Source organism: Streptomyces sp. NPDC051636 (assembly GCF_044453765.1).
GTDB lineage: Bacteria > Actinomycetota > Actinomycetes > Streptomycetales > Streptomycetaceae > Streptomyces.
Genome location: NZ_JBITDA010000038.1, coordinates 49,186 through 57,335, shown reverse-complemented (window position 1 = coordinate 57,335; position 8,150 = coordinate 49,186). Strand labels below are relative to the sequence as shown.

General features: G+C 69.1%; 9 protein-coding genes. 5 read left to right on the top strand and 4 right to left on the bottom strand.

Annotated features, from left to right (window positions below; all coding sequences use genetic code 11):
• Positions 1–90 precede the first annotated feature (90 nt).
• The gene (locus tag ACIBBH_RS38250; protein ID WP_399412898.1) at positions 91–606 is read right to left on the bottom strand and encodes a DUF4232 domain-containing protein; all 516 of its coding nucleotides are present in this window, start codon (positions 604–606) and stop codon (positions 91–93) included.
• Positions 607–686: 80 nt separating this feature from the next.
• Positions 687–1,181 (bottom strand): hypothetical protein, encoded by a 495-nt coding sequence (locus ACIBBH_RS38245; RefSeq protein ID WP_399412897.1) that lies wholly within the window; start codon positions 1,179–1,181, stop codon positions 687–689.
• Between the two features lie 452 nt (positions 1,182–1,633).
• On the opposite strand from ACIBBH_RS38245, the gene ACIBBH_RS38240 reads away from it, so the two are divergent.
• Positions 1,634–1,903, top strand: coding sequence for a DUF397 domain-containing protein (locus ACIBBH_RS38240; RefSeq protein WP_399412895.1), 270 nt, complete (start codon positions 1,634–1,636; stop codon positions 1,901–1,903).
• 93 nt (positions 1,904–1,996) lie between these two features.
• Here the strand turns inward: ACIBBH_RS38240 and ACIBBH_RS38235 are convergent, their stop codons facing one another.
• A complete protein-coding gene (locus tag ACIBBH_RS38235) occupies positions 1,997–2,494 on the bottom strand; it encodes an ATP-binding protein (protein WP_399412893.1) in 498 nt (165 codons plus the stop codon).
• Between the two features lie 332 nt (positions 2,495–2,826).
• On the opposite strand from ACIBBH_RS38235, the gene ACIBBH_RS38230 reads away from it, so the two are divergent.
• The 4 genes from ACIBBH_RS38230 (at position 2,827) to ACIBBH_RS38215 (ending at position 6,585) form a co-directional block, all read left to right on the top strand.
• Positions 2,827–3,651: a helix-turn-helix domain-containing protein gene (locus ACIBBH_RS38230; protein WP_399412904.1), complete on the top strand. Its 825-nt coding sequence runs from the start codon at positions 2,827–2,829 to the stop codon at positions 3,649–3,651.
• 158 nt (positions 3,652–3,809) lie between these two features.
• Positions 3,810–5,270, top strand: coding sequence for an aldehyde dehydrogenase family protein (locus tag ACIBBH_RS38225; RefSeq protein WP_399412891.1), 1,461 nt, complete (start codon positions 3,810–3,812; stop codon positions 5,268–5,270).
• A gap of 118 nt (positions 5,271–5,388) precedes the next feature.
• Positions 5,389–5,925 carry a DinB family protein gene (locus tag ACIBBH_RS38220; protein WP_399412889.1) on the top strand — a complete coding sequence of 179 codons (537 nt, stop codon included), beginning with the start codon at positions 5,389–5,391 and terminating at the stop codon, positions 5,923–5,925.
• A gap of 18 nt (positions 5,926–5,943) precedes the next feature.
• The gene (locus tag ACIBBH_RS38215; protein ID WP_399412887.1) at positions 5,944–6,585 is read left to right on the top strand and encodes a PadR family transcriptional regulator; all 642 of its coding nucleotides are present in this window, start codon (positions 5,944–5,946) and stop codon (positions 6,583–6,585) included.
• Between the two features lie 125 nt (positions 6,586–6,710).
• Here ACIBBH_RS38215 and ACIBBH_RS38210 read toward each other — a convergent pair whose 3' ends face one another.
• A complete protein-coding gene (locus ACIBBH_RS38210) occupies positions 6,711–8,123 on the bottom strand; it encodes a glutamate decarboxylase (protein ID WP_399412885.1) in 1,413 nt (470 codons plus the stop codon).
• Positions 8,124–8,150 lie beyond the last annotated feature (27 nt).

Below are 8,150 nucleotides of genomic sequence, written 5' to 3'. Positions count from 1 at the left end.
CGCTACGACAAGACCGCGACCATCTACCTCGCCGGACTCCACATCGCCGGCATCTTCCTCTGGTCCGCCCGATGATCCAAACGAAACCGCCTAGTCGCCCACCTGCTGGAAGGCGCTCACCGAAGCCTGGTCCCCCGCCTTGCTCCTGCCGGCGACCGGACCGTACTTCCAGGGGAAGCTCTGGACCGTGCTGTCGCCGGGCAGGGTGATCTTCACGGTGTTGGCGGCGAGGCTGTTCTTGTCGCCCGCCGCGCCCCGCACGTAGGTGATGGTGAAGGACGCGGAGTCGCCCTTCTGGAGCTTCAGCTTCTGCGCTTTCGCGCCCTGCTGGGCGGAGAGGTCCAGTGAGACGCCATCCCCCTGCAGGGTGACGCCGGCGAACCGGTCCAGGGTGCACGGTGCGCTCTGGTTGGTGATGCTGACGGGCACCTCGCCCGTGTCACCGGCGGCCGGCGCCACGCTCGCGGACCCGACCTGCACCGAGACCCCGCCGATCTCGCAGGCGGAACTGTTCTTGCCTTTGTTGCCGCTGCCGCCGCCGTCGTCGCAGGCGGTCAGGGCGAGGGCGGCGGCGAGGGCGGTGACGGTGAGCGGAGTGGCGCGCATGAGTGGGATCCCTGTCGAGTGCGTGACGGTGTGCCAGCATCATCACGCCTGCGCCCGGCGTCCGGTCGCGCGCCCCACCGCTACGGCGTGCCGATGCTCGCCGTAGCCAGCGCCGACGGCAGCTTGCCGCCCTCGGACTTGGTGTAGGTCTCCTTGCCGAGCTTGCCCGACCAGGTGATCCTCATCGTGCTCTTGCCGACCGATTCGACCATCCCGGTCGCCCGGTCCTTGCTGCCGCCGGCGCAGGTCAGGTGGATCATCTGCATCCCGGACTGCTCGTCGGCGGTCCCGCTGCACACGGTCCCGCCGGTCGCGAACAGCCCGGCCTTCTTGCCGGTGATCACCAGGGCGACGGCCTTGCCGTCGGTCGTGGTGAGCCAGTTGCCCTGCAGGCTGCCGGACGTTCCCGTCACCCCGCCGGTACCGCCGCCGGTGTCCGCGGTGGAGGCCGCGGACGCGCTCGGCCTGTTCGAGGAGTCGTCCTTGGAGCCGCCCCCGCCGCCGCACGCGGTGAGCGCGAGCGCGCCCGCCAGCCCGGCGGCGGCGGCCGCTGTCCGCACCCTGGTGTTCGCCACCCTCGTAGTCGCCGAAGTCACTGCAAGCTCCCAAGCTGTAGCCGGTCGGCCACCGGTTGGCCGGAGGACCGCAGCAAGCTACCAGGAGTTACCCGGAGTACTTCAGGACGCCCGGCAGGTATTCGCTGTGAGCCTGGTCCCGGCCGGACCAACACGTGGACGCTGGAACACCAAGGGCTCGGTACGCGTCTTTTCCAGTGGACGAAGGACTCGTGGCGCGGAAGATCATGGACGGGGGCCGGTGTTCGCATGTCCCGCGAGCTCCGGGGCAGAAGCTGGAACGGCTTCGGCAGAGCAGACGGTAAAGCAGTCGTCAAAGCTGTAACCAGAGGAACACCCCCCGTGCACGTGCATCTGCCCATGCATCTGCACATGAACAGGGCTATGATCCGGGTCAGTTGACCACAGCATCTATGGCCACACCAGCCAAGTGCACCACCGGGGAGCGACCTGTGGACCGCGACGTTGACGGCGTGTACGGGGGGTACGACGTGTACAACGGCATGGCTGCCACGCAGCTGGACGGAGTGGCCTGGCAGAAGAGCAGGCACAGCAACTCGCAGGGTTCCTGCGTGGAGTTCGCCCGCCTGCCGGGCGGAGACGTGGCGGTGCGCAACTCGCGCTTCCCGGACGGTCCCGCGCTCGTCTACACGCGCGCGGAGATCGAGGCGATGCTGCTGGGCGTCAAGGACGGCGAGTTCGACCACCTGATAGTCGGCTGACGCCACTCGCCCGACCCGGAGCCGGGCGAGGGCGGTTGAGGGCATTCGGGCGGACGCGCGTAGAAACGCGGCGTCAGTCGACGCCGCGTCGCGTCATTCGGCCGGCCGCAGCCGGAACAGCGCCCAGACGACCTTGCCGTTGAGGGTGCCGGCCAGCGGGTGCCAGCCCCAGCTGTCGCTGAAGGAGTCGACGAGGAACAGGCCGCGGCCCGACTCCGACGAGAAGTCGTCCGAGTCGCGCGCGACCGGGGTTTCGTGACTGGGGTCGCGCACCGCGCACACCAGCCGCTCGGTCCACCGCATCAGATGCAGCCGCACCGGCGAGGCCTGGTCCCCGCACCGCCCGGCGTCGCCCGGCAGCGCGTGCCGCAGGGCGTTGGTGACCAGTTCGGAGACGACGAGACATATGTCGTCGAAGCGGTCGCCCACGTCCCACTGGTCGAGCGTCCGGCGGGTGAACAGGCGGGCTTCGCGCACCGCTTCGTAGCGGGCCGGCAGGGCGCAGGAGGCGGCATTGGACACGGCCGCGGGATCCAGCGGCGGAAGGCCCTGCCGTAACGGCTCGAGCATGGTCGATCCATTCGTCCCCATGCGAGGCACTCCCGGGAATTCGCGGTCGTTGCGATGCAGCGGTGGCGCGGGACCATGGTTTCGGATGCGCAGAGCAGATGCAAGGGCAGATGCACGTGCACGAGACCGAATTGAGCCGCCCCGTACCGCTTGTTGGCCATTTTTTCCGCCAACCTCCTGCACGTCGCACACCTTTCGCTTGCCACTTCCTGCGCGAAATCATTGGCCTCTTTCCGTTTGTGTAATCGGACGAGTACAGCTCGAAGTGTTTTAGTGGCAGACTGCGGCCCCTGAAGACGTTGGGGAGGCTGGCGAACGTGAGCGCGGGAGAGCCGGGATCGGTGGTGCGGCGCATGCTGCTCGGATCACAACTCAGGCGACTGCGTGAAGCGCGGGGGATCACGCGCGAGGCGGCGGGGTACTCGATCCGCGCCTCGGAGTCGAAGATCAGCCGGATGGAGTTGGGCCGGGTGAGCTTCAAGACGAGAGACGTGGAAGACCTGCTGACGCTGTACGGCATCACCGACGAGGCCGAGCGTGAATCCCTGCTCTCCCTCGCCAAGGAGGCCAATGTGGCGGGCTGGTGGCACAGTTACTCCGACGTGCTGCCGAGCTGGTTCCCGACGTATGTGGGTCTGGAGGGCGCGGCCGCTCTGATCCGGGCGTACGAGGTGCAGTTCGTGCACGGCCTGCTGCAGACCGAGGAGTACGCGCGCGCGGTCGTGCGGCGCGGCATGAAGGGCGCGAGCACGGCCGACGTCGAGCGGCGCGTGGCGCTGCGGCTGGAGCGGCAGAAGTACCTGGTGGCCGAGAACGCCCCCGACTTCCACATCGTCCTCGACGAGGCCGCCCTGCGCCGCCCGTACGGCGACCGCGAGGTGATGCGCGGGCAGCTCCAGCACCTGATCGAGATCTCCGAGCGGCCCAACGTCCGGCTGCAGATCATGCCGTTCAGCTTCGGCGGCCACTCCGGGGAGAGCGGCGCCTTCACCATCCTCAGCTTCCCCGAGTCCGACCTGTCGGACGTGGTCTACCTGGAGCAGCTCACCAGCGCGCTCTACCTGGACAAGCGCGAGGACGTCGCCCAGTACGAGCAGGCCCTGAAGGAACTCCAGCAGGACAGTCCCGGACCGGACGAGAGCCGGCACCTGCTGCGCGGGCTGCTGCACATGTCCTGAGCGTGCGGTCGTCTTGACCGCGCACGGTGTCGTGTCCCCAGGTGACGCCCAACTCACTGCAATCACAAGTACGATGACAGGTGATCAGTCTCATCGGACCGTGAAGTTGATCGGGTGTCTGTCTCGACTGCTTCGGCAGCAAGGGATCGAGGGATCACATGTCGTCCTGCTTCACCGACCTGGCTCAGCAGTACATCGACGGTGAGTGGCGCCCGGGCACCGGCTCCTGGGACATCATCGACTTCAACCCGTACGACGGCGAGAAGCTGGCCTCGATCACCATAGCCACCACCGACGAGGTCGACCAGGCCTACCGGGCGGCCGCCCGCGCCCAGCGCGAATGGGCCGAGACCAACCCGTACACCCGCCGCGTCTTCTTCGAGAAGGTCCTGCGCCTCGTCGAGGAGCGGGAGGCCGAGATCACCGAGATGATCATCGCCGAGCTCGGTGGCACGCGCATGAAGGCGCAGCTGGAACTGCACCTGGCCAAGGAGTTCCTGCGCGAGTCGGCCCAGCTGGCGCTGCGCTGCGAGGGCCGGTTCCTGCCGTCGCCGGTCGACGGCAAGGAGAACCGCCTCTACCGCGTCCCGGTCGGCGTGGTGGGCGTCATCAGCCCGTTCAACTTCCCGTTCCTGCTGTCGGTCAAGCCGGTCGCCTCGGCCCTCGCCCTCGGCAACGCCGTCGTCCTCAAGCCGCACCAGGACACCCCGGTCTGCGGCGGCACGCTGCTCGCGAAGCTCTTCGAGGACGCGGGCCTGCCGCCCGGCCTGTTCAACGTCGTCCTCACCGACATAGCCGAGATAGGCGACGCGTTCATAGAACACCCCGTCCCCAGGCTGATCTCCTTCACCGGCTCCGACAAGGTCGGCCGGCACATCGCCACCGTGTGCGCCGCGCAGCTCAAGCGGGCGGTCCTCGAACTGGGCGGCAACAGCGCGCTGGTGGTGCTGGACGACGCGGACATCGACTACGCCGTCGACGCGGCCGTCTTCAGCCGGTACGCCGACCAGGGCCAGGTATGCATGGCCGCCAACCGCGTCCTGGTGGACCGCTCGGTGGCGGACGAGTTCACCGAGAAGTTCGTCGCCAAGGTCAGAACGCTCAAGACCGGCGACCCCAGCGACCCGCAGACGGTCATCGGCCCGGTCATCAACTCCCTCCAGGCGAACACCATCTCGGCCGCGATCGAGCAGGCCGTGGCCGAGGGCGCCACGCTCCTCGTGCGCGGCTCGGCCACCGACAACCTGGTGGAGCCCTCCGTCCTGACGGACGTGCCGTCCGACTCCTCCCTCCTGCACAAGGAGATATTCGGGCCCGTGGCCCTGCTCGTCCCCTTCGACGGCGAGGAGGAAGCGGTCCGCATCGTCAACGACACGCCCTACGGCCTGAGCGGCGCCGTCCACACCGCGGACGTCGAGCGGGGCGTGTCCTTCGCCAAGCGGATCGACACGGGGATGTTCCACGTGAACGACGGCACGATCCATGACGAGCCGCTGGTCCCCTTCGGCGGCGAGAAGCACTCCGGGATCGGCCGGCTGAACGGCGAGACCACGCTGGACGCCTTCACCACGCTGAAGTGGATCTCGGTGCAGTACGGGCGGAGTGCGTTTCCCCTCTGAGTCCACTCTGGGTCCCTCTGCGTCCAGTCCCGGGATTGAGGACAGCACCTGTCCTCAAGGGCCCGTAACGTCGTCCATGTCAGGCAGCAGGAGCCGATCCGACGAAAGGCGGCCGGTCATGGTCACTCACGTGCGAGCCGAGGCCCAGGGCGACGAGCGGGGAGCGCTGCTCTCCTTCCTCGCCGAGCAGCGCGGCGGCATCCGGCGGGCGGTGCTGGGGCTGACCGAGGAGCAGGCCGCGAGCCGGCCCAGCGCCAGCGAACTGTCCCTGGCCGGGCTGGTCAAGCACGTCGCCGAGGTCGAGCAGGGCTGGGTGGCCCGTGCCAAGGGCGAGCCGCCGGCGGTCAAGCGGGACGAGTCGAACTGGCACGAGTGCTTCCAGCTGGTCGACGGCGAGACCCTCGCCTCCCAGCTGGCGTACTGGGAGCAGGTCGCCGCCGGGACGGAGGCCTTCATCCGCTCCGCCCCCAGCCTCGACGACACCTTCCCGCTGCCGAACGACCCGTGGTTCCCGCCGGACGAGGCCGTCTCGCTGCGCTGGCTGTGTCTGCACCTGATCCGGGAGACCGCCCGGCACGCGGGCCACGCCGACATCATCCGGGAGTCGCTGGACGGGAAGACGGCGTTCGAGCTGGTGGCTCTCGCCGAAAAGTGAGGCCATAACCTGGACCGCATGTCAGCGATCCGCCTGCTCGTGCTCGGCGCGGTCCGCCAGCACGGGCGGGCCCACGGGTACCAGGTGCGCAACGACCTGGAGTACTGGGGTGCGCACGAGTGGTCCAACGCCAAGCCCGGCTCGATCTACCACGCCCTGAAGCAGATGGCCAAGCAGGGCCTGCTGCACGCGCACGAGACCGCGCCGTCCACGGCCGGCGGCCCGCCGCGCACCGAGTACGAGATCACCGACGGGGGCACGGCGGAGTTCCTCCGGCTGCTGCGGGAGGCCCTGGTCTCCTACGACCAGAGGATGGACATCCAGTCGGCGGCCATCGGCTTCCTCGTCGAGCTGCCGCGCGCCGAGGCGGTGGCCCTGCTCAAGGAGCGGATCCGGCGGATCGAGCAGTGGCGGTCCGCCGTGACCGGGCACTACATCCCCGAGGACGGCCCCGAACAGCTGGGCCACATCGGGGAGATCATGAACCTGTGGGTCCACACGGCCGACTCCGACGCCGCCTGGACCCGCGGGCTCGTCGAACGCCTCGAACGCGGCGCCTACACCTTCGCCGGTGAGGGCGAACCGTTCGTCGGCGTGCTGGCCGAGGGCGAGGAGAACCCGTACGCGACGGGGGAGCGGCATCCGGGAGATGACCTCTGATCAAGTTCGACCGATCCGCCCACAGGCGCGTTACCTCTCTGAGTAGTCAGGTTTGCCCAGTGAGGGAGTGGGCCGTACGCGACCTGCTCGCGGCCCCGGCGACCCGGGGCACGTCGGCTCGGCCGCTAGTGGTGGAACCCGGTGGCCGCGTCCCTGTCCCTCGTCACCGGACGCGGCTGCCGGCGCAGTTCCGGCAGCAGGCGGCTCAGATCCTCGACGAACAGTTCGGCGAGGTCGACGGAGAAGCCGTTGCGGCACACCACCCGCAGGACCGACAGGTCATCCCGTTTCGGCGGGAAGGTGTAGGCGGGCACCAGCCAGCCGCCCTCCCGAAGGCGCCGGGAGACGTCGAACACGTCGTACGCCGTCACGTCCTCGGCGGTGGTGAAGGCGAAGACGGGCAGCTCGTCGCCCCGGGTCAGCAGCCGGAAGTCGCCCAGCGCCTCGATCCGGTCGGCGAGGTGGCGCGCGACGTCCCGCGTGGTCTGCTGCACGGCCCGGTAGCCGGCCCGGCCCAGCCGCAGGAACGTGTAGTACTGGGCGACCACCTGGGCGCCCGGCCGGGAGAAGTTGAGGGCGAAGGTCGGCATGTCGCCGCCCAGGTAGTTGACGTGGAAGACCAGTTCCTCGGGGAGAGCCTCCTTGTCGCGCCACAGCGCCCAGCCGACCCCCGGGTAGACCAGCCCGTACTTGTGCCCCGAGGTGTTGATCGAGACCACGCGCGGGAGACGGAAGTCCCACACCAGGTCCTCGTCCAGGAAGGGCGCGATCATGGCCCCGGACGCGCCGTCCACGTGCACCGGCACGTCCAGACCGGTCCGCGCCCGGAGGTCGTCCAGAGCCGCGCACAGCTCGGCGATCGGCTCGTACGACCCGTCGAAGGTGGAGCCGAGGACGCCGACGACCCCGATCGTGTTCTCGTCGCACAGCTCGGCCGCCGCCTGCGGGTCGAGGTGGTACCGGTCGCCCTCCATGGGCACCTGGCGTGCCTCGATCTCCCAGAAGTTGCAGAACTTGTCCCAGCAGACCTGGACGTTGACGCCCATGACGAGGTTCGGGCGGGCGTCCGGTGAGGGGTATCGGTCGGCGTTGCGCCGCGCCCAGCGCCGCTTGAGCGCCATCCCGGCGAGCATGCACGCCTCGCTGGAGCCGGTCGTCGAACAGCCCACGGCCGCCGCCGGATCCGGGGCGTGCCACAGGTCGGCGAGCATCGCCACACAGCGCCGCTCCAGCTCGGCGGTGCGCGGGTACTCGTCCTTGTCGATCATGTTCTTGTCCCGGCACTCACCCATCAGCACCCCGGCCTGCGGCTCCATCCAGGTGGTGACGAACGTGGCCAGGTTCAGCCGCGCGTTGCCGTCCAGCATCAGCTCGTCGTGGACCAGCTGGTACGCGGTCGACGGGGGCAGCGCCCCGTCCGGGAGCCGGTGCTTGGGCGGGGCCTCGGTCATGCCGCCGACCGGGTTCGCCTCGCCGAAGAACGGGTTGACGGACATGGGCCGCTCGTCGTGCTTCCCGGGGCCTTTGTGCAGTGCCATGGAGATGCCTTCCTGAAGGGTCGACAG